Source organism: Massilia sp. Root418 (genome assembly GCF_001425265.1).
Classification (GTDB): Bacteria; Pseudomonadota; Gammaproteobacteria; order Burkholderiales; family Burkholderiaceae_D; genus Rugamonas.
This window is the reverse complement of the sequence record NZ_LMEC01000022.1, coordinates 37531-62530: the sequence shown is the minus strand read 5'-3', so window position 1 is coordinate 62530 and position 25000 is coordinate 37531. Positions and strand designations below refer to the sequence as shown.

The 25000-nt window shown below is 66.3% G+C and carries 23 protein-coding genes and 4 tRNA genes; 13 read left to right on the top strand and 14 right to left on the bottom strand.

Translation table 11 applies throughout. The features are described from left to right. The first annotated feature begins 117 nt into the window (after window positions 1-117). The 3 genes from ASC94_RS20785 to ASC94_RS20775 all read left to right on the top strand — a co-directional run bounded on the left by ASC94_RS20785 (window position 118) and on the right by ASC94_RS20775 (window position 2124). Complete coding sequence (locus ASC94_RS20785) at window positions 118-696, top strand: NnrU family protein (RefSeq protein ID WP_056399913.1); 579 nt, start codon at window positions 118-120, stop codon at window positions 694-696. A 4-nt stretch (window positions 697-700) separates the two neighbouring features. Beyond that, window positions 701-1435 carry an MOSC domain-containing protein gene (locus tag ASC94_RS20780; protein WP_157201539.1) on the top strand — a complete coding sequence of 245 codons (735 nt, stop codon included), beginning with the start codon at window positions 701-703 and terminating at the stop codon, window positions 1433-1435. Window positions 1436-1548: 113 nt separating this feature from the next. Continuing rightward, window positions 1549-2124, top strand: a complete 576-nt coding sequence (locus ASC94_RS20775; RefSeq protein WP_056399911.1) for a TMEM175 family protein — start codon at window positions 1549-1551, stop codon at window positions 2122-2124. 3 nt (window positions 2125-2127) lie between these two features. Here ASC94_RS20775 and ASC94_RS20770 read toward each other — a convergent pair whose 3' ends face one another. Then, window positions 2128-2733 carry an NADPH-dependent F420 reductase gene (locus tag ASC94_RS20770; protein WP_056399909.1) on the bottom strand — a complete coding sequence of 202 codons (606 nt, stop codon included), beginning with the start codon at window positions 2731-2733 and terminating at the stop codon, window positions 2128-2130. A gap of 213 nt (window positions 2734-2946) precedes the next feature. On the opposite strand from ASC94_RS20770, the gene wrbA reads away from it, so the two are divergent. Beyond that, window positions 2947-3546, top strand: coding sequence for an NAD(P)H:quinone oxidoreductase (gene wrbA, locus ASC94_RS20765; RefSeq protein ID WP_056399906.1), 600 nt, complete (start codon window positions 2947-2949; stop codon window positions 3544-3546). 78 nt (window positions 3547-3624) lie between these two features. On the opposite strand, the gene ASC94_RS20760 is transcribed toward wrbA, so the two are convergent. Together ASC94_RS20760 and ASC94_RS20755 are read right to left on the bottom strand one after the other, a co-directional pair. Beyond that, a complete protein-coding gene (locus ASC94_RS20760) occupies window positions 3625-4056 on the bottom strand; it encodes a DoxX family protein (protein ID WP_056399903.1) in 432 nt (143 codons plus the stop codon). Between the two features lie 17 nt (window positions 4057-4073). Continuing rightward, window positions 4074-4928, bottom strand: a complete 855-nt coding sequence (locus ASC94_RS20755; protein ID WP_056399900.1) for a pirin family protein — start codon at window positions 4926-4928, stop codon at window positions 4074-4076. A gap of 105 nt (window positions 4929-5033) precedes the next feature. On the opposite strand from ASC94_RS20755, the gene ASC94_RS20750 reads away from it, so the two are divergent. Further along, window positions 5034-5936 carry a LysR family transcriptional regulator gene (locus ASC94_RS20750; RefSeq protein WP_056399894.1) on the top strand — a complete coding sequence of 301 codons (903 nt, stop codon included), beginning with the start codon at window positions 5034-5036 and terminating at the stop codon, window positions 5934-5936. A 94-nt stretch (window positions 5937-6030) separates the two neighbouring features. On the opposite strand, the gene ASC94_RS20745 is transcribed toward ASC94_RS20750, so the two are convergent. Further along, complete coding sequence (locus ASC94_RS20745; protein ID WP_056401422.1) at window positions 6031-6978, bottom strand: LysR family transcriptional regulator; 948 nt, start codon at window positions 6976-6978, stop codon at window positions 6031-6033. A gap of 172 nt (window positions 6979-7150) precedes the next feature. On the opposite strand from ASC94_RS20745, the gene ASC94_RS20740 reads away from it, so the two are divergent. The 3 genes from ASC94_RS20740 (at window position 7151) to ASC94_RS20730 (ending at window position 10363) form a co-directional block, all read left to right on the top strand. Then, window positions 7151-9286 (top strand): M3 family metallopeptidase, encoded by a 2136-nt coding sequence (locus ASC94_RS20740; protein ID WP_056399891.1) that lies wholly within the window; start codon window positions 7151-7153, stop codon window positions 9284-9286. A gap of 104 nt (window positions 9287-9390) precedes the next feature. Further along, window positions 9391-10011 carry a hypothetical protein gene (locus ASC94_RS20735; protein ID WP_056399890.1) on the top strand — a complete coding sequence of 207 codons (621 nt, stop codon included), beginning with the start codon at window positions 9391-9393 and terminating at the stop codon, window positions 10009-10011. A gap of 58 nt (window positions 10012-10069) precedes the next feature. Next, window positions 10070-10363, top strand: a complete 294-nt coding sequence (locus ASC94_RS20730) for a DUF4404 family protein (RefSeq protein WP_056399887.1) — start codon at window positions 10070-10072, stop codon at window positions 10361-10363. A gap of 97 nt (window positions 10364-10460) precedes the next feature. Here the strand turns inward: ASC94_RS20730 and ASC94_RS20725 are convergent, their stop codons facing one another. After that, entirely contained in the window at window positions 10461-10973 is a 513-nt protein-coding gene (locus ASC94_RS20725; protein ID WP_229417358.1) for a DUF1269 domain-containing protein, read from the bottom strand. 262 nt (window positions 10974-11235) lie between these two features. Here ASC94_RS20725 and ASC94_RS20720 point away from each other — a divergent pair, with 262 nt between their 5' ends. The 5 genes from ASC94_RS20720 (at window position 11236) to ahpF (ending at window position 19597) form a co-directional block, all read left to right on the top strand. Continuing rightward, window positions 11236-13533 (top strand): YgiQ family radical SAM protein, encoded by a 2298-nt coding sequence (locus ASC94_RS20720; protein ID WP_056399884.1) that lies wholly within the window; start codon window positions 11236-11238, stop codon window positions 13531-13533. 88 nt (window positions 13534-13621) lie between these two features. Beyond that, a complete protein-coding gene (locus ASC94_RS20715) occupies window positions 13622-16444 on the top strand; it encodes an EAL domain-containing protein (RefSeq protein ID WP_056399881.1) in 2823 nt (940 codons plus the stop codon). A gap of 115 nt (window positions 16445-16559) precedes the next feature. Then, window positions 16560-17165, top strand: coding sequence for a hypothetical protein (locus ASC94_RS20710; protein ID WP_157201538.1), 606 nt, complete (start codon window positions 16560-16562; stop codon window positions 17163-17165). Between the two features lie 189 nt (window positions 17166-17354). After that, window positions 17355-17918 (top strand): alkyl hydroperoxide reductase subunit C, encoded by a 564-nt coding sequence (ahpC, locus tag ASC94_RS20705; protein ID WP_056399876.1) that lies wholly within the window; start codon window positions 17355-17357, stop codon window positions 17916-17918. 83 nt (window positions 17919-18001) lie between these two features. Beyond that, a complete protein-coding gene (ahpF, locus tag ASC94_RS20700; protein WP_056399873.1) occupies window positions 18002-19597 on the top strand; it encodes an alkyl hydroperoxide reductase subunit F in 1596 nt (531 codons plus the stop codon). 129 nt (window positions 19598-19726) lie between these two features. Here ahpF and ASC94_RS20695 read toward each other — a convergent pair whose 3' ends face one another. The 9 genes from ASC94_RS20695 to ASC94_RS20655 all read right to left on the bottom strand — a co-directional run bounded on the left by ASC94_RS20695 (window position 19727) and on the right by ASC94_RS20655 (window position 24900). After that, complete coding sequence (locus ASC94_RS20695; RefSeq protein WP_056399871.1) at window positions 19727-20860, bottom strand: AI-2E family transporter; 1134 nt, start codon at window positions 20858-20860, stop codon at window positions 19727-19729. After that, window positions 20860-21339, bottom strand: a complete 480-nt coding sequence (locus ASC94_RS20690; RefSeq protein ID WP_056399868.1) for a cyclic nucleotide-binding domain-containing protein — start codon at window positions 21337-21339, stop codon at window positions 20860-20862. Before ASC94_RS20690 ends, ASC94_RS20695 begins: the two co-directional genes overlap by 1 nt. Window positions 21340-21434: 95 nt before the next feature. Then, window positions 21435-22058 carry an ATP-binding cassette domain-containing protein gene (locus ASC94_RS20685; protein ID WP_056399864.1) on the bottom strand — a complete coding sequence of 208 codons (624 nt, stop codon included), beginning with the start codon at window positions 22056-22058 and terminating at the stop codon, window positions 21435-21437. After that, window positions 22058-23266, bottom strand: coding sequence for a hypothetical protein (locus ASC94_RS20680; protein ID WP_157201537.1), 1209 nt, complete (start codon window positions 23264-23266; stop codon window positions 22058-22060). Before ASC94_RS20680 ends, ASC94_RS20685 begins: the two co-directional genes overlap by 1 nt. Before the next feature lie 55 nt (window positions 23267-23321). Then, window positions 23322-23398, bottom strand: a tRNA-Asp gene (locus ASC94_RS20675). A gap of 33 nt (window positions 23399-23431) precedes the next feature. Continuing rightward, a tRNA-Val gene (locus ASC94_RS20670) sits at window positions 23432-23507 on the bottom strand. 48 nt (window positions 23508-23555) lie between these two features. Beyond that, a tRNA-Asp gene (locus tag ASC94_RS20665) sits at window positions 23556-23632 on the bottom strand. Between the two features lie 39 nt (window positions 23633-23671). Continuing rightward, window positions 23672-23747: transfer RNA gene (locus ASC94_RS20660), tRNA-Val, on the bottom strand. 46 nt (window positions 23748-23793) lie between these two features. Then, window positions 23794-24900: an HAF repeat-containing protein gene (locus ASC94_RS20655; protein ID WP_056399858.1), complete on the bottom strand. Its 1107-nt coding sequence runs from the start codon at window positions 24898-24900 to the stop codon at window positions 23794-23796. Window positions 24901-25000: the final 100 nt, after the last annotated feature.

Below are 25000 nucleotides of genomic sequence, written 5' to 3'. Positions count from 1 at the left end.
ATGGTAGCACGCGGCCCGTGCCGGTTTTACGCCGCGTTCAGGCGGTTTCGTCGCACGCCGGTTGCCGCTCTGGCCATTTTGCTCTATCGTCAAGGCATCTCAATCTGGAGCGATGCGATGACTATCCTGGTGCTGGGCCTGCTGATTTTCCTTGGTGTCCATTCGGTGCGCATCGTGGCCGATCCATGGCGCGCGGCCATGCGCGCGCGGCTGGGCGAGAACGGCTGGAAGGGCATCTACTCCCTGCTGGCGCTGGCCGGCTTCGCGCTGCTGGTGTGGGGCTACGGCCAGGCGCGGCAGGCGCCCGTGGTGCTGTGGACGCCGCCCGCAGGCATGCGTCACCTGGCCGCGCTGCTGACCTTGTTCGCCTTCGTGTTCCTGGCCGCCGCCTACGTGCCGCGCAACGCCATCAAGGCCAGGCTGCACCATCCCATGCTGCTGGGCGTGAAGAGCTGGGCGCTGGCACACCTGCTGGCCAACGGCACCCTGGCGGACGTGCTGCTGTTCGGCGCCTTCCTGGCCTGGGCCGTGGTCTGCTTCGTCTCCAGCCGCCGCCGCGACCGCGCCGCCGGCACCGTCTACCCGCCCGGCACCGCGTCCGGCACCGCCATCACGGTGGTGGCGGGCCTGGCCGCCTGGGTTGTGTTTGCCTTCTGGCTGCACGGCATGCTGATCGGCGTGCGCCCGTTCGGCTAGGCCGATGGCGCAAGCGGCGACCAAGGCTGCGGCACCGGCACCTGCTTCCGCCCTGGCCGACAGCGGGCAGGACACCTTCACGGCCCTCGGCCGGGTGCTGGCGCTGGCCCAGCGCGGCGAAGACCGGCAGCTGCAGCAGACCAGCCAGGTGTTGGCGCTGCGCGGCGAAGGCCTGTCCGGCGACGTCCACGCAGACCCGCTCTCGCCGCGCCAGCTGCTGCTGGCCGGCGCGCCGGCCTACGCCAGCCATGGCCTCGCCCCGGGCGCCCTGCGTGAAAACATCCTGCTCGACTTCGATACCGCCGCACTGCGTTCAGGCACTGTGCTGCAGGTGGGGGATGAGGCGCTGCTGTGGCTCACCTTCCAGTGCGAAGCCTGCGGCCAGCTGGACCGCCATGCGCCTGGGCTCGCGCGCCGCATCGGCAGGCGGCGCGGTATGCTGGCCCGCGTCCTGCGCGGCGGCACCATCAAGCCCGGCGACCTCGTCGCCGTACTCCCCGCGCGCGTGCCGCCCTGGTCCGACGACTGGCGCGTGCGCGCAGCCGCCGTGCTCGCCGCCGTGCCCGACGGCATGGTGATCGAATACCGCCAGCTGGCGCGCCTGGTCGGCGTGCAAAGCAGCTATTGCCGCGCCCTTCCCGCGCTGGCCCGCGCCGCCGGGCTGGCCGGCAAAGCCGTCTCCCTGCAAGACCGCTCCGCCACCCCGCGCTGGCTGGGCCAGGAACTGTTTGAGCCGTAGGACTGCTTCTCTCCAATGGCCGGCTGGGACATGCATGATTTGTTTGCTAATATGCGATGGCTACCTGAACCGGCCGGCGAATTCAGCAAACATCGAATCACACAGGAGAGTAAATGGGTAAAGGCAGGCTGGAGGCATTTAGCGATGGCGTTATCGCCATCATCATCACCATCATGGTGCTGGAACTGAAGGTGCCGCACGGCGCAACGTGGGACACGCTGCTACCGCTGGCGCCGGTGATGCTGAGCTATGTGCTGAGCTTTGTCTACGTGGGCATCTACTGGAACAACCACCACCACATGATGCACGCCGTCAGCAAGGTCAATGGCAGTGTGCTGTGGGCCAATCTGCATCTGCTGTTCTGGCTGTCGCTGATCCCCTTCGTGACCGGCTGGATGGGCGAGAACCATTTCAGCGCCATTCCCGCTGCCATCTACGGCGTGGTGCTCACCATGAGCGCGCTGGCCTACATGCTGCTGGAAAACGTGCTGATCAGGCTGCACGGCGCCAATTCCGCGCTGGCGCAGGCGGTGGGCAAGGAGCGCAAGCTGTGGCTGTCGATTGTGCTGTATGTGCTCGGCATTGCGGCGGCGGCGTTGCATCCCTGGCTGAGCGTGGGCCTGTATGTGGCGGTCGCGGTGTTGTGGTTCATCCCCGACCGCCGCATTGAAACCGCGCTCGCCAGTTAAGGACTAGCCGAGCTTGACCAGGTTCACGGCCGGCAGCGGTCCGCCCGGGAACTGCTGCAGGTAGCCGCCCACTTCCAGGCTGCCCAGGTCGATGCTGGCGAACTTCAGTCGCTCGATCAGCTGCAGCACTTCGGCCTTGGCGCCGGCATCGTCGCCGGAGACGAACACCACACGGCGGCCGCCATTGGTTTCGGGGGGGCTGGCCAGCACGTCAGCCAGCAGCGTGTTGAACGCTTTCACCACGCGCGCGCCCGTGGCCCAGTCGCGCAGCACTTGCGAGGAATTGCGGCCGCCCAGTTCGGCCAGTTCAAAGCCGGGCAGGATGACGGGGTTGGTGGCGTCGATCAGGATACGGCCTTGCAGGTTCAGGCTGCGCAGCAGGGCTTCGCTGCGGTTCCAGTTCACGCTGAAGAAGACGATGTCGGCGTCGGCCGCCTGCTGCACGGTGCCGGCGCGCACCTGCTTGCCCAGCTCGGCCACCGTGCCGGCCAGCGAGGCCGGGCCGCGGCTGTTGCTCAGGATGACGTCGATGCCGGCAGCCGCCAGCTGTTTTGCCATTGCCTTGCCGATTGCGCCGGCGCCAATAATTCCAACGGTTTGCGTAGTCATGATGCGGTCCTTGTCTGTGTGGTTGCTGCTGTGCTCAGCAGATGGAACCAGTATATTGACTGCGATCGTGGTGATAAATGCCTGGCCAGGTGCTTCACTATTCCCAATTTCGTGATAATCCCCGAGTTGCGCACGCGCTTGCGCAAATAGCTTTATGCTAAGAACGCACGCTCGCTGGTGCGTGCCCGATTAGTCATCCACATGGAGAAAGTTATGTCGAAGGTACTTGTTCTGTATTACTCGTCGTACGGTCATATCGAGTCGATGGCCGAAGCAATGGCGGACGGCGCGCGCAAGGAGGGGGCAACGGTGGACATCAAGCGGGTGCCGGAAACGGTACCGCAGGAGGTGGCCGAGAAGGGGCATTTCAAGCTGCAGCAAAGCGCCCCGGTGGCCACGGTGGCCGAGCTGGCCAATTATGACGCCATCATCATCGGTGCGCCCACCCGCTTCGGCCGCATGCCGTCGCAGATGGCGGCCTTCCTGGACCAGGCCGGCGGCCTGTGGGCCAGCGGCGCGCTGAACGGCAAGGTGGGCGGTGCGTTTACGTCCAGCGCCACGCAGCACGGCGGGCAGGAAGTGACGCTGTTTTCCATCATTACCAATCTGATGCACTTCGGGATGACGATCGTCGGGCTGCCCTATAGCTACCAGGCGCAGATGACGCTGGATGAGATCGTGGGCGGCAGCCCGTATGGCGCGACCACGATTGCCGGCGGCCAGGGACAGCGGCAGCCGAGCCAGCTGGAGCTGGACGGCGCGCGCTTTCAGGGTGGGTTGATTGCGAAGACGGCGAATAAGCTGTTTGGTTGAGCTGACGGAGCGGCGGGTTACGCGCCTGCGGCGCTAACTCGCCCTACCGGCCCTACCGGCCATACCCGCCCGACGGCTTCAGGCTGCGGCGCGGGCGGCCGCGGTGCCTTTGCCTGCTTTGGCGTCCAGGCTGTAGGCACCGGCGCCGAAGGCCACCACTTGCAGCAGGCCGCCCGCCATGGCCAGGTTTTTCATCAGGTGGATCATCTGGTTCTGGTCGCCCACCGCGCTGTGGAAGACCAGGCCGGTCACCACCGAGAAGGCGGCCAGCACCAGGGCCACGATACGGGTCCGGTAGCCCAGGGCCAGCAGCAGGCCGCCGCCCAGTTCCACCACGATGGCGGCCACCAGCCCGGCGCTGGCCAGCGGCAGGCCCATGGCCTGGATGTAGCCTATCGTGGCGGCCGGGGCCATCAGCTTGCCGAAGCCGCTGAGGATGAAGATAGCGGCCATCAGGATGCGGCCGATGACGGGTACGGCGGAAGTGTTGACGGTGTTGTTGGTGTTCATGGCGGTTCCTTTCAAAGTTAAATTAAACCTGCGGTGTGCAACTGGTTGCCGATACGGCTGATTTCGTTCTCGCCCTGCAGCAGGGCCGTTGCGCTGGTGTGCACCGAATACATGCCGGTCACCAGCGGGTAGGGATGCTTGGCGGCCGAGCCGAGCACGAATTCGGTGTCGCCGCGTGCCGTGAACTGCAGCGCGCCGCCGCCTTCGTCAAACACCGCCACTTCGCTTTCCAGCAGCGCCGCACCGGTCGCCAGCACGCCTTTGCCCACTGCGGTCCAGGCCACGTCGTGCCCGGCTGGCGGCTGGTAGGTCCACTGTTCGCCGTCGCGCAGTTTCACGTGCAGATAGGTGATCGGTGCGCGCGGTTGTATCAGGCTGGCCACGCCCTGGTAACTGCCGAGGATCACGCGCGCCGGACCGCTGGACTGCACCTGCTCGGGGGCCAGGTACTGGCTGTGCGCGGGGCCGTTCTCGTCTTCAGCAGGCAGGGCCAGCCACAGCTGGAAGCCCGCCACGCCGGCGTCGCCGTGCGGGCTGCCGCCGTGCCACACGCCGCCGCCCGCATTCATGAATTCCACGCCGCCTGCGCTCAGCACGCCGTGCTGGCCGGTGGTCTCGCGGTATTCGATGGCGCCCTCCATTACCACGGTCACGGTGGCGATGCCCGAGTGCGGGTGCATGCCCATGCCCTTGCTGCCGTGGCTGGCGCCCATGCGGAACAGGTCCAGGAAGACGAAGGGTTTGATCAGCGCGCCCAGATCGCCGGGGCTGACGAGGCGGGTGATGCCGCGATGGCCGCGGCCCTGGGTGCGGGCTACGATGTCGCGCTGGCTGGCCGGGGCCAGGTGCGCCGGCTGGATTGCCTGGTTCATCTGCTGCTCCTTTCAATGTTCGGTTGATATGGACGCATCTTAGGCCCGGCCCATCCATCGTGGAAGCCTATATAATTGGATGGATACTATCTAAGGAGTAGATGGATGTTGGATGCCATGTCGCTGGACCAGTTGCGCACCTTCATCGCCGCAGCGGATGAAGGCAGTTTCTCGGCCGCCGGCCGCAAGCTGCGCCGCGCGCAGTCGGTGGTCAGCACCACGCTGGCCAACCTGGAGCTGCAGGTGGGCTTCGCCTTGTTCGACCGCAGCGGCCGCTATCCCAGGCTGACGGAAGAGGGCAGCGCCCTGCTGGACCAGGCGCGCTCGGCCGTGTTGGCCATGGACGGCTTCAAGGCCAAGGCGCGCACCTTGGCGGAAGGGCTGGAGCCCGAGCTGGCGGTGGCGGTGGATGTGATGTATCCCATCGCCACGCTGACGGCGGCGGTGCAGGCCTTCCACCGCCAGTTCCCCGGCACGCCGCTGCGGCTGTTCGTGGAAGCGCTGGGCGCCGTGGTGCAGCCGCTGTTGGCGGGGCAGTGCCGCATTGCCGTGATCGGCTCGCTGCCGGAAGTGCCGCCCGGCTGCGCATCGCAATACCTGCTCAGCGTGCCGGCCGTGACGGTGACGGCGCCGGACCATCCGCTGGCGGCCGTCGAGGGCATGGTGCTGCGCGCGGAAGCGGCCCGCCACATCCAGCTGGTGCTGACCGACCGCTCGCCGCTCACCGAGGGCCGCAACTTCGGCGTACTGGCGGCGCAGGCATGGCGCCTGGCGGACATGGGCGCCAAGCACGCCTTCCTGAAGGCAGGCCTGGGCTGGGGCCACATGCCGCTGCACATGGTGCAGGAAGACCTGGATGCGGGCCGCCTGGTGCGCATCCCGCTGGAAGGCATGACCGGCGCGGGCGCCGGCTTTTCGATGCATGCCATCCACCTGCGCGACCATCCGCCGGGGCCGGCTGGACGCTGGTTCGTCGAGCACCTCAAGCACGGCGTGCAGGCCGGATAGCGGGCAGCGGCAAGCCTGCAGGCAGGCCGGGAGGCCGGCAGCGCGGTAGAGGGTCGCGCGTCGGAGGCCAGGCGGCAGACGCCTGCGGCGGAGGCTAGGCGGCGGGCGCGCGCTGCGGCCCCGGCGGCAGCGCGTAGGGGCTGTTGCTGAACAGCTCCATCATCCACGCCACGAATGCGCGGGTGCGCGCGCTCAGGTGGCGGTTGGCGGGATACACCACGTGGATGGGGATGGCTGGCGCGCTCCAGTCCGCCAGCAGGGGCTGCAGCATGCCTGCCGCCGTCTGCGGCCCTGTGATGAAGGCCGGGCAGTGCAGCACGCCCAGGCCCGCCATCGCAGCGGCCAGCATGGCGTTGCTGTCGTTCAGGCCGAGGAAATAATGGCCGCTCACGGTCACCGGGCTGGCCGGGTCGGACGGGTGCGTCAGCACCACTTGCGCCTGGCGCGCGGTGCCGGCGAAAAAGTGGCGTATCAGCGTGTGCCCGCTGGCCAGCTCGGCCGGGTGCTGCGGCACGCCATGTTGCGCCAGGTAGGCCGGGGAGGCGCAGGTGGCCATGGGCAGGCTGCCGATGTGGCGTGCGATCAGCGACGGGTCGCTGATCGCGCCGGCGCGCACCACGCAATCGATGCCTTCGCCCACCAGGTCGGCCGGGCGGTCGCTCACGCCGAAATCGAGCTGCATGTCCGGGTAGCGCGCGCGGAAGCCGGCCAGCGAGGGGATGACCAACAGCGCAGCGAGCGCCGTGCCCATGTCCACCCGCAGCCGGCCGCGCGGCGCGGTGCGCGCCTGCGCCACTTCGGCTTCAGCCTCCTGCCATTCGTCCAGCAGGCGCGTCATGCGCTGGAAATAGGCCGCGCCGTCGTTGGTGGGCGACACTTTGCGCGTGGTCCGGTGCAGCAGCTTGACCTGCAGGTGCGCTTCCAGCGATTGCACCAGCTTGGTGACGGTATTGCGCGGGAATTGCAGCGTGTCGGCCGCCCTGGCGAAGCTGCCGGTTTCAACCACCCGCACAAACGCCCGCACTGCGGTGAAATAGTCCACGGTTCCCCTTTCGTTCAGTTTGCGGAATTGTAGCGTGCAGTGCAGCATGGAATGCAAGTGACGTTGTATAGACTGCCTGCTATCATCATCGGCTTCCGTCCTGCCGCCGCTGTGCAGCCAGTTGCAGGGCAGTCCTTGGCCCACTTTGAAAGATGCTATGTCCCGTCCTCAGATGCTTGTACTCGCAGCCAGCCTCGGCCTGGCGCTGACCCCGTTCGCCCACGCCGCCGCCGCAGTCCCGGCTGCCGCTACCGCCGCAGTCCAGGCGGGCAACCCTTTCTTCAAGCTCAGCCCGCTGCCTTTCCACTACCCGCAGTTCGACCTGATCAAGGATGAGCATTTCGCGCCCGCGTTCGCCGAAGGCATGGCGCAGAACCTGAAGGAAATCGAGGCCATCGCCAACAGCGCCAAGCCCGCCACCTTCGAGAACACCATCGTGGCCATGGAACGCGCCGGCCAGCTGCTGACGCGCGTGTCCACCACCTTCAGCAACCTGCAGGGCGCTAACACCAATTCCAAGCTGGACGAGATCGACACCGAAATGTCGCCCAAGCTGGCTGCCCACAGCGACGCCATCTTCCTGAACGCCAAGCTGTACGCGCGCGTGAAATCGCTGTACGACAAGCGCGCCAAGCTGGGCCTGGACGCCGAATCGCTGCACCTGCTGGAACGCTACCACACCGATTTCGTGCGCGCCGGCGCCAAACTGTCGGCCGCCGACAAGGACAAGCTGAAAGTGCTGAACGGCGAACTGGCCGGTCTGCAGACCGCCTTCCAGCAAAACGTGCTCAAGGAAATCAACGCCAGCGCGCTGGTGGTGGACACCCGCGCCGAGCTGGCCGGCATGTCCGAAGCCGCCATCGACGCGGCGGCCGCCGCCGCCAAGGCGCGCGGCCTGGACGGCAAGTTCGCCGTTGCGCTCACCAACACCACCGGCCAGGCGCCGCTGGCGGTACTGACCGATCCCGCCACCCGCAAGCGCATGATGGACCTGTCGCTGGCGCGCGGCAGCCACGGCGGCGAGTTCGACAACCGCGCCAATGTGCTGAAGATCGCCAAGCTGCGCGCCGACAAGGCCGTGCTGCTGGGCTACCCGAACTACGCGGCCTATTCGCTGGAAGACCAGACCGCCAAGACCACCGGCGCCGTCAACACTCTGCTGGCCGAGCTGGCCAAGCCTGCCGTGAACAATGCACGCAAGGAAGCGGCCGACCTGCAGGCGGTGGCCGACGCGGAGAAGGCTGGCCTGCAGATCGGCGCGGCCGACTGGTCCTATTACACCGAGAAGGTGCGCGCGCAGCGCTTCAGTTTTGACGGCAACCAGCTCAAGCCGTATTTCGAGCTGACCAATGTGCTGGAGAAGGGCGTGTTCTTCGCGGCGGGCAAGCTGTACGGCCTGTCGTTCAAGGAGCGCAAGGACTTGCCGGTCTACCATCCCGACGTCAAGGTGTACGACGTGTTCGATGCCGACGGCAAGCAGCTGGCCATCTTCCTGGCCGATATGTATGCGCGTCCGTCGAAGCAGGGCGGCGCGTGGATGAACGAGTACGTGTCGCAGTCCAAGCTGATGGGCACGCAGTCCGTGGTGGCCAACCACCTCAACATTCCCAAGCCCCCGGCCGGCGAACCGACCCTGCTGACGGTGGACGAAGTGAAAACCGCCTTCCACGAATTCGGCCACGCGCTGCACGGCATGTTCTCCAATGTGAAGTACCCGCGCTTCTCCGGCACCAACGTGCCGCGCGACTTCGTGGAGTACCCGTCGCAGGTGAACGAAATGTGGATGGTGCAGCCTGAAGTGCTGGCCAACTACGCGCGCCACTACAAGACCGGCGAGCCGATGCCGAAGGAGCTGCTGGAGAAAGTGGCCGCCTCCAAGAAGTTCAACCAGGGCTTCGCCACCACCGAATACCTGGCCTCGTCGCTGCTGGACCAGCGCTGGCACCAGCTGACCGCCGCGCAAATCCCGGCCGACGTGCTGGGCTTCGAGGCGGCCGCGCTGAAGGACGCCGGCGTCGACTACGCGCCGGTGCCGCCGCGCTACCGCACCACCTACTTCTCGCACACCTTCCAGGGCGGCTACGCGGCCGGCTACTACGCCTACCTGTGGAGCGAAAAGCTGGACGCCGACACCGTCGAATGGTTCAAGGAAAGCGGCGGCCTGCAGCGCAAGAATGGCGACTGGTTCCGCAAGACCCTGCTCTCGCGCGGCGGCACGGCGGACGCGCTGGAACTGTTCCGCAATTTCCGCGGCCGCGACGCCCGCATCGAGCCGCTGCTGGACCGCCGCGGCCTGAGCGCGAAGTAAGCAGGCGGCCACAAGCCGCCACCAGCCGCCACAAGCAGGCTGAACCAGGCTCCGGTTCGGCTTGCGCAGCGGTATCATGTTGCCATGAGCCTTGACGGAGAGACATGATGAAGCAATTGCTAGACAAACTGGCCCAGGCCATGGGCCAGCTAGACCACCTCGGCCAGGAAGAGTTCGTCGCACTGGTGGGCGAGGCGCTGGAGGACTATCCGGACCTGGGCTGGGAACTGGGGCCGGACCCGGTGGACGACCAGCGCTTGCGCCTGAGCCTGGCCGTGCGCAACGCGCCCGAGTTCCGCGAGCGTGCGGCCGCCTCCGGCCTGCTGCCGCTGGTCGGCGATGGCTGGGAGATCGGCCTGGGCGTACCGCCGCGCAACGGCCCCATCTACCTGGAAGCGCAGGCCGGCGACGAGGTGCTGGCCATCGACGGCGAACTGATGGGCTGGCAGATGCGCGCCAGCGACGACATGGTGGACCTGGTGGTCGGCATTCCGCCCGGCCCGCTGCGCCAGCTGGGCCAGGCCGAGCTGGAAGAACTGGCGGAAATCTTCGCCCAGGGCGAGCTGGGCGAACTGAACATGATGGACCACGTCAATTCGGTCAGCGTGGAGCAGATCGAGGCCCTGTCGCGCGACTGGCCGTCGCTGGCCACGCTGCGCGCTGGCTTTGCGGACGCCTTTCCAGCCTGCGCCTACGCCGAATGGCTGCGTGGATCCAGGTCATAGCTGGCTGCGGCATTTGGGTGTATAAATCCGGTATGGCCATCACTTAAGGAACGGGACTATGGACAGCAATCTGAAGGCATCGTTGAAGACCCTGCACACCGAACTGGCCAGCGCACCGGGCCCGGTGGACGAGGAGCTGCTGGATCTGCTGGCGCAGCTGGACGGCGATATCAAGCAATTGCTGGAGCGCCGTGTGGCGCAGCAGGACGCCGGCGCCGGTGGCGGCGACACCACCACGTATGGCCTGGCCGAGCGCACCCAGGAAATCTCGGCCAAGTTCGCAGTCAAGCACCCCACGCTGGAGCCGGCGCTGCGCGAGCTGGGCCGCATCCTGGGCAATATGGGCATATAAAAGGACGACGAAAACAACGGCGGCGCCGCAGCGCCGCCGTCGCAATCCGGACCCGGGGCCGCCGGCCGTGCTAAGACCGGCTCCCGGGCAGCCAGCGTTACGGAAACGCTAGCATAGGCGGTTCAATACCGCCAAAGCTGACTTCGGGATGGCGCCGCGCGATCATGTCCTCGATTTCCTGCACGCGCCGGGGTGGCACATCCACGATCATCAATACCTGGCCGCGTTCGATGGCGGGCGCGAACTGTTCCAGCTTCTTGTTCGGCACGGCTGCCGCGTTCATGCCGGAAGCCCAGCCGCCGAACACGGCGCCGCCCAGCGCCACCAGCAGGATGGCCGCAGTGCGCAAGGTCAGCCCGTCGGGCGGGAACAGGGTGAGGAACACGGCCGCGCCCAGGCCCACGATGCCGCCGATCACCATGCCCAGCTGGGCGCCGTGGATCAGGTCGGTGCGCACCAGGAAGCTGCAATCGGGCATGTCGTCGGGCAGGGTGCCCTCCTTGGCCATGAATTTCATGTGGCGTTCTTCAACCCGGGCCAGCAGCATTTCGTCCAGCATGGCGCGGGCACTGGGAACATCGGGTAGCATGAAGTAAAGACGGCGGCGCATGGTGTTCTCCCAAAGGTTGTTCTTCTAGTTATAGCAAACATGACAGCAAAGGCAATGTCGGCGCCATCTTTTTTATCGGGCCGCCATGCTTGCACATCATTCACAAGTTATTGAAAACTAAAAGAATTTCCAATTGATTGTGCCTATCGCTTGAGCATGGCGCGCGCATTTCCGGTACAATCGCGTCCCTATGACCCCCACCAATTTATTTGCGACCGTCCCCAAGCGGTCTGCCCGCGCTGCCACTGCGCCTTTCCTGCCCATGTCCCGCGCCGAAATGGACGCCCTGGGCTGGGATCAGTGCGACGTCATCCTCGTCACGGGCGACGCCTATATCGACCATCCGAGTTTCGGCATGGCCCTGGTCGGCCGCCTGCTGGAAGCGCAGGGCTACAAGGTCGGCATCATCAGCCAGCCGGACTGGCACTCGGCGGACGCCTTTCGCGTGCTGGGCAAGCCGCGCCTGTACTGGGGCATCACGGCCGGCAATATGGACTCCATGGTCAACCGCTACACCTCGGACCGCAAGATCCGCTCGGACGACGCCTACACCGCGAATGCCGAACCGAACAAGCGTCCCGACCGCGCCGTCACCGTGTACTCGCAGCGCGCGCGCGAGGCCTTCCCGGATGTGCCGGTGGTCATCGGCAGCATCGAAGCCTCGCTGCGCCGCATTGCGCACTACGACTACTGGTCGGACAAGGTGCGCCGCTCGGTGCTGCCGGACTCGAAGGCCGACCTGCTCATCTTCGGCAACGCCGAACGCGCGCTGGTGGACCTGACGCACCGCCTCAACGCAGGCGAGCACATCAAGGACATCAAGGATTTGCGCGGCACCGCCTTCATGGTGCCGTCCGGCTGGCTGCCCGGCGAGGACTGGGGCGTGCAGAACAGCACCCGCGTGGACGTGCCCGGCAAGGTGGACGCCCACCCGGACCCCTACGCCATGGCGAAGGAAGACAAGACCGCCTGCGCCACCGACAATGCCGCCAGCGCGCCGGAAGTGGTGAAGCCGATCCGCATCATGACGCGCGAAGAGCGCCAGCAGATGCTGCGCGAGCAGCACATGCGCACCGTGGTGCGCCTGCCGTCCTATGACGTGGTGAAGGACGACCCGGTGATGTACGCGCACGCCTCGCGCGTATTCCACCTGGAATCGAACCCCGGCAATGCGCGCGCGCTGGTGCAGGCGCACGGCGAGCGCGACGTGTGGATCAACCCGCCGCCGCTGCCGCTGGCCATGGACGAGATGGACGGCGTGTACGACATGAACTACGCGCGCGCGCCGCACCCGAGCTATGGCAAGGCCCACATCCCGGCCTGGGAAATGATCCGTTTCTCGGTCAACATCATGCGCGGCTGCTTCGGCGGCTGCACCTTCTGCTCGATCACCGAGCACGAGGGCCGCATCATCCAGAGCCGTTCCGAGCCGTCCATCCTGCGCGAGATCGAGCACATCCGTGACAAGACCAAGGGTTTCACCGGCACCATTTCCGACCTGGGCGGCCCCACCGCGAATATGTACCGGCTGGCATGCAAGGACAAGAAGATCGAGGAATCGTGCCGCCGCCTGTCGTGCGTCTACCCGTCCATCTGCGTCAACCTGGGCACCGACCACAGCAAGCTGATCCAGCTGTACCGCAAGGCGCGCGCCATTCCCGGCGTGAAGAAGATCCTGATCGGTTCCGGCCTGCGCTACGACCTGGCCGTGCGCTCGCCCGAGTACGTGAAGGAACTGGTGACCCACCACGTGGGCGGCCTGCTCAAGATCGCGCCCGAGCACACCGAATCGAACGTGCTGAGCAAGATGATGAAGCCGGGCATCGGCGCCTACGACGAGTTCAAGGCCATGTTCGAGAAGTTCTCGCTGGAGGCCGGCAAGAAGCAGTATCTGATTCCCTACTTCATCGCGGCCCACCCGGGCACCACCGACGAGGACATGCTGAACCTGGCGTTGTGGCTGAAAAAGAACAACTTCAAGCTGGACCAGGTGCAGACCTTCATGCCGACCCCGATGGCCATGGCCACCACCATGTACCACTCGCGCAAGAACCCGCTGAAGAAGGTCACCGCGGATTCGGAGGCGGTGGAAACCGCGCGCAGCGGCAAGGTGCGCAAGGCGCACAAGGCCTTCCTGCGCTACTATGATCCGGAGAACTGGCCCATCCTGCGCGAGACGCTGGTGAAGATGGGGCGCGGCGACCTGATCGGCAACGGCGAGAAGCACCTGATCCCGTCCTGGACGCCGGGCGAGGAAAACCTGAAGGCGGCGCCGGAAGGCAAGCGCGCCATGCCGATGGCCGCGCCGGGCGCCAAGCCGCGCGCGGCAGGCGTGCCCGGGGTGCCCGGCACGCGCGGCGGCCGTGCCGCCGTGGCGGCGCCGGCCGTGGGCCGCGGCGGCCGCGCCAACGCGCTCACCGGTTCACTGACCGCGCGCGAAAGCGTGGACACCAAGGTGCGCGCCTCCATCCTGGACACCATCAAGGTCAAGGCCAAGGCGGCGCCCGCCCCGGCCAAGGGCGGCCGGCCGGCCGGCGGCGCCCCGCGCGGCCGCAAATAAGGCAGCTTTGTGTCGTCAACAACACCGCTTCAGGGCGGTATTGTTGTTTTCATTGCTCATCTTTTCCATAAGCATGGATAATTGCGTGATGCCATGCAAACGTTTTCTCTCCGCCCTGATCCGCCTGCTCACGCTGGCCAGCATCGCCGCAGCCATGGCATGCCGGCCGGCGCTGGCGCAGGAAAAGGTGGTGCTGCAGCTCAAGCATAGCCACCAGTTCCAGTTCGCCGGCTACTATGCGGCCCTGGAGCAGGGCTATTACCGCGAAGCCGGGCTGGACGTGCAGATCCTGGAGGGCAAGGACGGCAACGAGCCGGAGCGCAACGTGCTTGCCGGCAAAGTCCAGTACGGGGTCGGCGCCAGCAACCTGCTGCTGGCGCGCCTGGCCGGCAAGCCCCTGGTGGTGCTGGGCGTGGTGTTCCAGCATTCGCCCTACGCGCTGGTGATGGCGCAGGGCAGCGCCGCGCCCGACGTGCACCGCATAGCCGGCAAGCGCGTGATGATAGGCCGCCTGACCGACGACCTGCGCCAGGCCGACGAAATGCTGGCCTACCTGCGCAAGGAGGGCATCGCGCCGTCCAGCCTGCAGCGCCTGGAGCACAGCTTCAATGTCGACGACCTGATTTCCGGCAAGGTGGACGCCATGTCCATCTACACCACCAACGAACCGGACCTGCTGGACCGCGCCGGCTTCCCCTACGACATCTACACGCCGCGCAACGCCGGCATCGACTTCTACGGCGACAACTTGTTCACCAGCGAACAGGAAATCCGCGACCACCCGGAACGGGTCAAGGCCTTCCGGGCCGCCAGCATGCGCGGCTGGCAGTACGCCATGACCCACCACGAGGAAGTGGCCGACCTGATCCTGAACCGGTACTCGCGCCGCAACGACCGCCGCCACCTGCTGTACGAGGCGCGCGCCATGGTGCCGCTGGTGCAGCCGGTGCTGGTGGAAGTGGGCTATATGAACCCGGACCGCTGGCAGCACATCGCCGACGTGTATACCGACCTGGGCATGCTGCCGCGCGGCGCCAGCTTCGAGGGCTTCCTGTACCAGCCCGAAGGCGGCCGCGCGCTGGCCTGGCTGTACCGCGTGCTGGCGGCCGGCGGCGTGCTGCTGGTGCTGGGGGCGGGCGTGCACACAGCCCTGCTGGCGCGCGAGCGGCGCCGCGCGCAGGAAGCCATCCGCAAGGGCGAGGCGCGCTTCCGCACCATGTTCGAGGCGGCGCCCATGGGCATCGCCCTGATCGATACCGCCAGCGGCAACTTCCGCGACATCAATCCGCGCTACCTGGAGATTGCCGGCCGCTCGCTGGAAGAGATGAAGGCCAGCAGCTGGCGCGACATCAGCCACCCGGAGGACGTGGCGGCCGAGCAGGAGCAGGTGGCGCAGCTGCAGGCGCAGCACATTGCCGGCTTCAAGCTGGCCAAGCGCCTGCTGCGGCCGGACGGCACCGTGGTGTGGGTGGACGCCTCCATCACCGCGCTGGACGCGGTCACCGCCGGCCCCGGGGGCAGCCAGGGCCAGGGCCAGCTGCACCACCTGTGCATGATCGAGGACATCACCGACAAGAAGCAGACCGAGGCGCTGGTCTGGCAGCAGGCCAATTTCGACACCCTGACCCAGCTGCCCAACCGGCGCATGTTCCAGAACCGGCTGGAGCAGGCCATCGTCAAGAGCCGGCGCGACGGCAGCCGCGTGGCCATCCTGTTCATCGACCTGGACCACTTCAAGGAAGTCAACGACACCCTGGGCCACCACCAGGGCGACGTGCTGCTGGTGGACGCGGCGCACCGCATCAGCGCCTGCGTGCGCGAGTGCGACACCGTGGCACGCCTGGGCGGCGACGAATTCACCGTCATCCTCAGCGAGCTGGACGCGGTGGGCCTGGAGCGCGTGGAAACCATCGCCCAGACCATCCTGGACAGCCTGCTGGCGCCGTTCCCGCTGGGACAGGAGCAGGCTTTCGTCTCGGCCAGCATCGGCATCACCCTGTACCCGGACGACGCGGCGTCCATCGAAGACCTGCTCAAGCACGCCGACCAGGCCATGTACGCGGCCAAGGACGCCGGCCGCAACCGTTTCAGTTATTTCACGCCGGCCCTGCAGGTGGCCGCGCTGAACCGCATGCGCCTGACCAACGACTTGCGTGGCGCCGTCAAGGGCCAGCAGCTGGAACTGTACTTCCAGCCCATCGTGCACCTGGCGACGGGCCGCATCCACAAGGCCGAGGCGCTGATACGCTGGCGCCACCCGGTACGCGGCCTGGTCAGCCCGATGGAATTCATCCCGCTGGCTGAATCGAGCGGCCTGATCATTGAAATCGGCAGCTGGGTGTTCCGCGAATCGGTGCGCTGGCTGCAGCGCTGGCGCAGCGAGGTGCATCCCGAATTCCAGCTCAGCATCAACCAGTCGCCGCTGGAATTCCAGCGCGAAGGCGGCTACGACAGCTGGCTGGCGCGGCTGGGCGAGCTGGGGTTGCCCGGCCAGGCCGTGGTGATCGAGATCACCGAGGGCCTGCTGCTGGACGCCAGCAGCACCGTGGCCGACAAGCTGCTGCAGCTGCGCGACGGCGGCATCCAGGTGGCGCTGGACGACTTCGGCACCGGCTATTCCTCGCTGTCCTACCTGAAGAAGTTCGACATCGACTACCTGAAGATAGACCGCAGCTTCACCCGCAACCTGGCGCCCGATTCCAGCGACATGGCACTGTCGGACGCCATCATCGTGATGGCCCACAAGCTGGGCCTGCGCGTGATCGCCGAAGGCGTGGAAACCCCCGAGCAGCGCGACCTGCTGGCCGCCGCGGGCTGCGACTACGGCCAGGGCTACCTGTTCGCCCGCCCCATGCCCGCCACCGAGTTCGACACCCTGCTGCGCGCGCGATCCGCAACGGCCCAAGCTTGAGTTATCTCATGGCCTGGGTTGGGCAACAGCGTAGGTTCAAGGCTTGTGCAGCTAGCGGCGTATGCTTGACATGGCAATCAGGACTACAATCCAGTGCACGAGGGTCGGGCGGTGGATGTCGCTGGCTGAATACCTCGACATGACGCGGACGGGCAGGGTGCAAGAAAGCTATAGCGGGACCACGCATGTGGCGTTTCCGCCCGATTGGCTAGCCTTTGTCCGGCAGACTCCGCGTCGATCGGTGTACGTTGAATTCGACGTGCCCGCCATGTCGCTGGTCGTGACCGGGGCTGGGTGGGCAAAAGATAGTCGGGCCGAATTCTGTGGAGGGGCGGTTGGCCGCTGCAAAGGGCAGGACCGTGCCACAAATGCCGCCGGCAGGGAACATCACCTTGCTTGCCAGCCGCTGGCCTTGAGGGAGAGCATCATGCTAAACGGATTCCGGGACTGGGCCAATACTTTACAGGCAGCGCTTCCCCCTGACGTAACGGCGGAGCTGATCACGTGCGAGCCTTCCGCCAATCCGGCCTTGCGGCTTCAGGTGGACTCTCCGGACGCGATTGCTTCACTGGTATGCTGGGAGAGCGGGGCGTTCAGCGCCGAGGTGCTGGATGTCCAGACTGAAAAGTACCGCTGCCGGCGTATCGGCGAATTCACTCCCGGCCAGCCGCTTGCCGAACAGCTGGCCGATTTCCTGGCCGCGCTGCGTTCTCCCACCTGACGTCGTAAGCAACGCGTAACCCTGCCGAAGCGACAACGCGACTTCCCCGGAACGGGGATAATACGAGTTCGGCGTTCGTCTGCCGATAGTCAAAGCCAATTGAAACAATTGGAACAATCAATTTTTCAAATGGTCATGAAGGCTTTAAACTGGCATCTCATTGATACACAACCTCACGAGGAAACCACAATGTCTCTCATTAACACCCAAGTAAAACCATTCAAAGCAACCGCTTACCACAATGGCAAGTTCATTGACCTGAGCGAAGAGTCGCTGAAGGGCAAGTGGTCCGTCTTCATGTTCTACCCAGCCGACTTCACCTTCGTGTGCCCAACCGAACTGGAAGACCTGGCTGATTTCCAGCCTGAATTCGCCAAACTGGGCGTGGACGTGTACGGCATTTCGACCGACACCCACTTCGCCCACAAAGCATGGCACGACACCTCGGATGCCATCAAGAAAGTGAACTACCCGCTGATCGGCGACCCGACCGGCACCCTGTCCCGCAACTTCGAAGTGATGATCGAAGAAGAAGGCCTGGCACTGCGCGGCACCTTCGTCATCAATCCGGAAGGCCAGATCAAAGTGATGGAAGTGCACGACAACGGCATCGGCCGCGACGCTTCCGAACTGCTGCGCAAAGTCAAAGCCGCCAAATACGTGGCCGAGCACCCAGGCCAGGTGTGCCCTGCCAAGTGGACCGAAGGCGCTGCCACCCTGACCCCATCGCTGGACCTGGTTGGCAAGATCTAAGCATCAGCTTGAAGTAGTGAAGTACTGAGTAGTAAGGCGCCGGCGCATTTGCCCGGCGCCCAACCGAAAAAAAGGAAAACACCATGTTGGACGCAACCCTCAAAACCCAGTTGAAAACCTATTTGGAAAAGGTCGTGCAGCCGATTGAGATCGTTGCGACGCTGGATGATTCCGCCAAAGCCCGCGAAATGCAGGCCCTGCTCGCCGACATCGTCGTGCTGAGCGACAAGATCACCCTGGTCGAAAAGACCGAAGGCAACGTGCGCAAACCGTCGTTCGCCATTACCCGCCCCGGGACCGATATCGCCGTGACGTTTGCCGGCATCCCGATGGGCCATGAATTCACCTCGCTGGTGCTGGCGCTGCTGCAAGTGGGCGGCCACACCATCAAGTTCGACGACGCGGTCATCGAACAGATCCGCAACCTGGACGGCGATTTCCACTTCGAGACCTTCATCTCGCTCACCTGCCACAACTGCCCCGAGGTGGTGCAGGCGCTGAACGCCATGTCGGTCATCAACCCGCGCATCAAGGTCACCACCATCGACGGCGGCGTGTTCCCGAAAGAAGTCGAGGAACGCCAGATCATGGCCGTGCCGATGATGTTCCTGAACGGCGAGCACTTCGGCCAGGGCCGCAGCAGCGTGGAAGAGATCCTCGCCAAGCTGGACACCAACGCCGGCGCCCGCCAGGCAGCTGAACTGAGCAAGAAAGACGTGTTCGACGTGCTGATCGTCGGCGGCGGCCCCGCCGGCGCGGCAGCGGCCATCTATGCGGCCCGCAAAGGCATCAAGACCGGCGTAGTGTCGGAACGCTTCGGCGGCCAGGTGCTCGACACCCTGGCGATCGAGAACTTCATATCGGTCACCGAAACGGACGGCCCGAAATTCGCCGTGGCGCTGGAGCAGCACGTGAAAGCCTACGACGTGGACATCATGAACACCCAGCGCGCCGCCCAGCTGAAAGCGGGCAAGGTGGTGGAAGTGACCACCGCCAGCGGCGCCGTGCTCAAGAGTAAAACCGTGATTCTGGCCACCGGCGCGCGCTGGCGCGAGATCAACGTGCCGGGCGAGAAGGAATACCGCAACCACGGCGTGGCCTACTGCCCGCACTGCGACGGCCCGTTGTTCAAGGGCAAGCGCGTGGCGGTGATCGGCGGCGGCAACTCCGGCGTGGAAGCGGCGATCGACCTGGCCGGCCTGGTCAAGCACGTGACCCTGATCGAGTTCGGCGCCGAACTGCGCGCCGACGCGGTGCTGCAGCGCAAGCTGCGCAGCTTGCCGAACGTGACCGTGATTGTCTCGGCGCAGACCACCGAGATCCACGGCGACGGCAAGATCGTCAACGGCCTGAGCTACAACGACCGCGTCAGCGGCGCAGCCAAGAAAGTGGAGCTGGAAGGCGTGTTCGTGCAGATCGGCCTGGTGCCCAACACCGAGTGGCTGAAAGGCACGGTGAGCTTGTCCAAGCATGGCGAGATCGAAGTGGACGCGCGCGGTCAGACCTCGATTCCTGGCGTCTTCGCGGCCGGCGACGTGACCACCGTGCCGTACAAGCAGATCATCATCGCCACCGGCGAAGGCGCGAAGGCGGCGCTGTCGGCCTTCGACCACCTGATCCGCTCGGGCGATGATGAGGAAGTGGCGGCGCCGGCCGCAGCCGCAGCTGTAGCCGCGTGAGACTGGCGGGTTACGGCGCTGCGCGCCTAACCCGCCCTACGTGAACCCGGCATCGCTGCTGAACCCGGCATCGCGGCGGCCCGTAGGGCGGGTTAGGCGGAACGCCGTAACCCGCCGCTGCCGCCAGCGTCACGCCATCAAATCCGCGCTGGCCTGTTTCTCCCGCAGCGCCCTGGCGTTGCGGTGGCGGGCGCGCAGGCGCGGGTTGGTGATCAGCCGGCCCAGCGTCTCGCCCACCACCATCACCACGCCCAGCAAGGGCAGCACCAGCATCAGCCCCGCCACCCCGGCCACCGAGCCGCCGACAAAAATCATCAGCACCGTGATCAGCGGGTGGATGTGCAGGCTGCGCCCCAGGGTCAGCGGCATGAACACGAAATCGTCCAGCAGCCGCACCAGGATGAACACACCGATGGCGCTGTAGGCCACCAGCGGATCGCCCGCCGCGTCGGTGGACGCCACCATCACCACCATGCAGCAGCCCACGATGGAGCCCACGTACGGCACCCACGCCAGCATGGCGGCAATCAGCCCCAGCAGCACCGGCGAGGAGACGCCGATGGCCCACAGCCCGAAAGCCAGCACCGCCGTGTCCAGCACGGTGAGCTTGAGCATGCCCTGGAAATAGCGGTGCGCGGTCTGGTCCACCTCGTGCAGCAGGCACAGCGTGCGCTCGAAGAAGGCATTGGGCACGGCGTGCGCGAGGAATTTCTTGAACAGGTGGCCGTCGCGCAGGAAGAAGAAGGTCAGGAACGGCGCCAGCAACAGCGACGGCAGCCAGCCCGCCACCGACACCACGATGGCGGTCAGGTGGCTTTGCATGAAGTCTTCGCTGTAGGCGGTGAACTGGGCGTTGACCACCTGGCTCAGGTGCATGTCGCGCAGGATGGGGAATTTGTCCTCCAGCGCGCGCAGCAGGCCGCGCACGAAGTCCAGTCCGCCCGCCACGTAGCGCGCCAGCATGTCCTGCCAGGACACGGACGGCGCCGAGATCCACAAGTTGAGCGCCAGCGCGCCCAGCGCCACGGCCACCAGGAAGCAGGCACCCACCAGCAGCGCGGCCGCGCCCTGGCTCATGCCCAGGCGCAACAGGCGCTGCATGGGCGGCAGCAGCAGGTAGTACAGGATAATGGCCAGCAGGAAGGGAATCGCCAGCCACAGCATGTGCTGCAGCACCAGCAGCAGGCCGCAGGTGGCGGCAATGATGCCGCTCCAGACCACCGGCCCGGACGACGGCTGCGCGCCGGCCTCGTCGTTGCGCATCACAAGGCCTCGATCTGCGGCCGGCCGGACATCCATTCGCGCAGCCGGTGCGCGATGTGGCGCGCCAGCGCGAGCGAAATCTTGTAGCCCACCACCGCGTCCGTTTCCATCAGCCCCATGAAGTCGGCGCGGAAGAACACCGCCAGCTCGCAATTGTCGTGCGCGCGCGCCTGGGCGTTGCGCGGCGAGTTGTCGAGCAGGGCCAGGTCGCCGAAGAAGGAACCGGGGCCCACTTCGGCCACAACTTCCGTGCTGCAGTCTTGCGCGCGGGTGATGATCACGCTGCCCGATGTCACCAGATACAGCGCCTGGCCTTCCTCGCCCTGGTCGAAGATGATTTCGCCAGCCAGGTAGCGCCGCTCGTGCAGCATGCCGTCGACGATCTTCAGCTCCAGCGGGGTGAGCGAGGCGAACAGCGCCGACTGCTTGAGCCGGTGCAGGCGCGGGGACATGGTGTGCGTTTTCAGAAAGCCGAACATCGGGAAGTGCTCCGTGGAATTTGTGCAATGCAAGATCATTGTCGCCGGTTTCCCGGCCGGCGGCGCATTCTGTCGGCCGCCTTGTTGCTACGGCATCACAACTGGACTGTTTGCGCCAGCGGCAGCGCCGGTTCCAGGTGGCTGGTGAGCACGATGCATTGGCGCGCGCGCCGCGCCGGGTCGGCCAGCCGGGCGCGCAGGTAGTCCACGGCGGCGGCATCCAGCCCGTTGAAGGGCTCGTCGATCAGCAGCAGCGACACCGGCAGCGCCAGGGCCAGGCTGAGCTGCATCTTTTTGTGCTGGCCCAGGGACAGGGTGGTGACCGGCTGGTCCAGCGCGCCCGCCAGGCGGAAGGCGCGCAGTTCGGCGTCCAGCAGGGCGGCATCGGTGGCGGGGTAGAGCGCAACGTGCAGGTCCAGCACTTCGCGCACGGTAAGCCAGGGCAGCTGGGGCGTGTCGCCGCCGCAGTAATAGCTTTGCAGGCGGTAGGCCAGCGGCTGCGCTGCGCTGTCGATGCCGCCGCTGCCGCCGCCTGCCGGAACCAGAGCGATCGTGCCCGCGTGCGGCTGCAGCGCGCCGGCCACCAGCTTGAGCAGCGTGGTCTTGCCGGCGCCGTTCTCGCCGCGCAGCCAGGTGATGCCGGCGCCCAGCTGCAGGCTGAACTGGCGGAACAGGGGGCGGGCGGCGTATTCAAAGTCCAGGCAGTCGATGTGCAGCATCAGAATTCGCTTCCTATGGCGGTCAGGATCAGGATGGACAGCACCACCAGCACCACCCGGCCGCGCGGCGCCAGGTTGAGCGCCACGATGGCGCCGCAGGCTGCGGCGGCGCAAGCCAGCCACACCAGCGGGGCTCTGCCGCCGTGGCGGAGGACCAGCGCGGCAAAGGCCGCCAGCACGGCGGCGGCCGGCAGCAGGCTGAACAGGCGGGCGCACAGCAGCAGGCGCGCTGCGTCCAGCGGCCACGGCGCCAGCACTGGGCGCAGCAGCGCGGTCTGCTCGCGCACAGCCTTGTCGCCGCGATCGGTCAGCAGGATCAGCATGGCGGAGGCCAGGCCGCCCATGGCCGCGCCGGGCAGCGGCAACAGGCCGAGCAGCCAGGCGGCCGTGCAGCCCAGCGCGCCGGCCAGCAGCAGGTATTGCTGGAGGCCGACGCGGTTCTCGGCGCGCCAGAAAGGCAACCAGAACAGGCGGTGCCACAGGGCCGGCAGCAGTGGCCGCAAAGCGCGTGGCACGTAGGACGACGCGGGCGCGGCAGGCCGTGCGCCAGCCCTAGCCTCAGTCATAGCCTCAGCACCAGCCCCAGCACCAGCACCAGCACCAGCATCGGACGCGTCCTGGCCGGCGCTGGTGCGCGCCGCACCGGCCTGCGCAAGAGCGGGTTGGCTGGCGGCACGGCTGCGGCGGCGGGCGGGGTGGGCAGGGCGCAGGCGGCGGCGGGCCAGGGCCAGCGTGGCGAGCGCCCAGCCCAGCAGAAGCGACAGCACTGTGGCGGCAAGCGCTTGCGGCACCACCGGGCGCAGCCAGTCCGGCCGCTGGAACAGCCAGATCGTGGCAGACACCATGTACAGTCCGGTCAGCGGCCCAGCGATCAGCCCGGCGGCCAGCGCATCGGCGGCCCAGCCCAGCGCGGGCGGCACCGGCAGCGGGCGGGCCCAGGCCACCGCGTCTGCCGGATGCAGGCGCTGGCGCAGCAGCACGGCGGGCAGCGCGGCAAACGCCGCTTGCCCCGCCAGGATGGCCAGCATGGCCGGCCAGTGCAGGGTGACCGCCAGCATGCCCGGCAGGGCAATGGCAGCGGCCAGGCCGAGCAGCACGGGGCCGAAGCCGAGCACGGTGATTTCAAGGGAATTGGCCAGGCTGGCAAGGAATTGCCGCAAGCCGTGGCGCGCCATGCGCAGGCGGAATTGCAAATAGGGATGAACCATGGTTTGCTTCCGAAATAGAAAAAGGCCTGACGAATCAGGCCTTTCTCAGTATAGCTGGCGGAGCGGACGGGACTCGAACCCGCGACCCCCGGCGTGACAGGCCGGTATTCTAACCAACTGAACTACCGCTCCGTTGCTTGCGCAACTGGTGGTGCATGTCCGGGATGGTGGGCGCTGAGAGGCTCGAACTCCCGACCTAAGCCTTGTAAGGGCTCCGCTCTACCAACTGAGCTAAGCGCCCATCTGGACCATGCTCGATATGTGTCAGCATATCGTTTTATTACTCAACTGGCGGAGCGGACGGGACTCGAACCCGCGACCCCCGGCGTGACAGGCCGGTATTCTAACCAACTGAACTACCGCTCCGTGCTTTCGCAACTGGGCTTCATTTCCGTGTTCTGTAGATGGTGGGCGCTGAGAGGCTCGAACTCCCGACCTAAGCCTTGTAAGGGCTCCGCTCTACCAACTGAGCTAAGCGCCCATCTGGAACACTCCGACGTGTGTCACTACGTCTGAAGGAGGCCGAATTATAGACAAGCTTTTTGAGATAGGCAAGTTTTTTTGCGGCGCAGCCGATAACGCAGTCCGCCGGCCAGCCCCAGCCCGGCAAGCAGCATGGCTGCCGGGGCAGGTTCGGGCACCGGACTGAGCAGCACGCCGTAGCAGCCGCCGTCCGTGCCGCAGGCGGTGGCGATGATGTCGCCGCGGTCGTTGATGTCCCTGGCGGAGGTCAGCGTAAAGCTGGCGTCGTGCGCCGCCAGCGTGTTCAGGTCGTACACCACGCCATCGCTGTACAGGAAGGCGCCCTCGGATTCGCCGACGATCTGGCCCAGGTTGTTCAGGCCCAGCGCCCGGCTGTCGGTGTACGTGGGGAAATTGCCGAAGGGCTGCATGACGTGGTTCTGCATGACCCAGGCTTTGTCGAACATGGGGTCGTACATGATTTCCGAATAGCCGACCATGGTGCCATGCTCGTTGACGTCCAGCGCATAGCCGGACCCGGTGGCGTCCAGCGTGCCGAAGTCCGCCAGCGTGGTGCCGATGAACTCGGCGGCGTGGAAATAGCCCTCCCCGGTTTCGCCGCTGGCAATGATGATGCCGTTTTCGCTGATGGCGCTGCCGTACGACCAGCTGCCCATGCCCAGCCCGCCCAGCGCGGTCAGCACGCCGCCGCCATAGGTAAAGCCGTAGGGCCGGGTATCGTTGAGCTGGGTGCCGACAACGGTGCCCGCGCTGTTGATGCCGCTCAGGTAGCTCACGCGCGGCGCCGTGCCCGGCAGCGCCGGCAGCACGGTGGTGGTGCCGTTGGCGTAGTAGGCCGCGCTCGACAGCAGGCCGTCGGCGTCGCTGCCGACAATGGCGCCGGCTACCTTGCCGTCGTTGCTGATGCCGGCCACCTGGTTGATGGGTGTGTCCAGCAGCGAGCGCGTGCCATTGTGCCAGATGTAGGCGCGCAGCGCGCCGCTGACGGGATCGGGGATGACGCCGGCCACCTGGCCGGCCTGGTTCAGCGCGCTGGCAGTCGTGCCAACGCCGCCAAGTACGGTGATCGTATAGCCGGCTGGCACGTCGGCCAGCGCGGCAGCGGGAAGGAACAGCGGGCAAAGCACAAGCAGGCATTTCGATACTTGCATGATGCACCTCAACGTAGAATGGGAAGTCCGGTCCGCTGACCGGACCTCCCATGCTAGGCTGGCTGGCAGCTCAGCAGCGCCACCTAGCCCGGGTGCAAGC